Below are 1,626 nucleotides of genomic sequence, written 5' to 3' on the forward strand. Positions count from 1 at the left end.
CATTATTAGGCTGATAACGGTTTTTCGATTCTAAATCGTTGATTTATTCATTATCAGACTGATAAAAATGGAGTTGCCAAGAAGAGGGGAGGGCTTACTACTACTTACAGTTAAATAAATGAGTAGACGTTGTGAAATGCACAACTGAAAATGATCTATATTAGCTGAGTAGGGGAGTGCCCTATTCAATAAAAAGACTACCAACAATATTTATAGAGAAATTTATTATATAGGCGGTTAATCCACTTAAATGTCTAGTAGGGGAGGGCTTCTTATTCATTCTTTTTAGTATTTGACCAAGAATACTGGCTTAGTGTTGAGATTGACCTGATTTAAGCTTTAAAAGGTATTAAATGCCACTTTAGTCAAGAGCTTAAAACCAGACTTAAAATCCTTAAAAGGTTTAAGGGGAATTAGATTAAAACCAATATTAACTATATAATACCCAACAATACACATATTAATAGGCTATAAAATGGCAGATCCAAAAGATAAGCTTGTACATGAGAATCATATTTATATATTTACTGTTGTTATGGTTTTAGTGGCTTTTTTGGCTGTATGGTTTGCTTATAAACCTCAAATTGTAGGGTTTTTAGTATACACAAAAGGTATTTTAATTATTCCTCTATGGTGGATACATAGCATATTCAAAGCTATCGGGCTTAACTACGTGCCTCTACTAAGTGAGTTGGTGTATTCAACAGAACACCTATGTAAACCAACAAACAATTGGCTTCCATTATTTTGTCAAAATAAGTTTAGCGAAGTCACTATTTTTCAAATTTCAAAAGCCAGTCAAGCATGGAATTTATTAATATTTTTGCTGGCAACACCTTGGATAAAGAAAGCTTATGACCGCTTCAACAGCGAGCATCCAGCACGGGGCTTTATCAAAAGCATGAACCTAGAAGAGTTCATAGAGGAACAAATTCCAAACCAAAGACACTTACAGGTTTTTGGTCCATTAGACTTGTCAAAATATGATACGAACAATGGTCATTTTAAAGCGCTAGATTCAACTTATGAGTTTGCAAATAGGCATGAGTTAATTACAGGAACTAAAGAGCGCCTTGTGAACATTACAATCAACGGAGTAACGAAAGAATATAATGATAAAAGTGAAACAGTACCTATCATAGATGAAGAGAAGTTTTTAAATGTCTTACGTGAACAACTAGGGGATCTTTGGATAACCCTTGATAATTCAAAAGAAACATCACCCGATGAATTATCGTATTTATCCGATGTTGATACAATTTTGCTAGCTTTGTATTTACCAGTAGCATGTGCAACCGATGAATCTATGGATGATGAAGAGTTCCGTAAAATCAAAAAAGATTCAACAACATTAATTAATTACTATTGGGATATTTGCACAAAAAATATACCTAACAACCCATTGTTTGCAATTGAAAATCAGTATGTTGAGGGCGATCGTAAGCTTGTAGGGTTTAATTTTGATTTCCTTAGAAAAAGAATTCACAAATACATTAAACATCCCGTTGCTACTAAGATTTTTAAAAACCATGCATATGTAAGAACTATTTTGTGTGAGGTTGTATTAACAGCAAGACAACTAGGTGTAATGCCACCAACAGATATACGCTGGTTAAAACTATACAA

1 protein-coding gene is annotated in these 1,626 nt (G+C 33.3%); it reads left to right on the forward strand.

Annotation, left to right across the window (positions count from 1 at the left end; translation table 11 throughout):
• Window positions 1-475: 475 nt before the first annotated feature.
• Window positions 476-1,626: hypothetical protein (locus Aba26S_RS20860; protein WP_252322573.1), on the forward strand; the 1,151-nt coding region annotated here is incomplete at its 3' end.

This window comes from Acinetobacter sp. NBRC 110496, assembly GCF_000876115.1.
In the GTDB taxonomy this organism is placed as follows: Bacteria; Pseudomonadota; Gammaproteobacteria; order Pseudomonadales; family Moraxellaceae; genus Acinetobacter.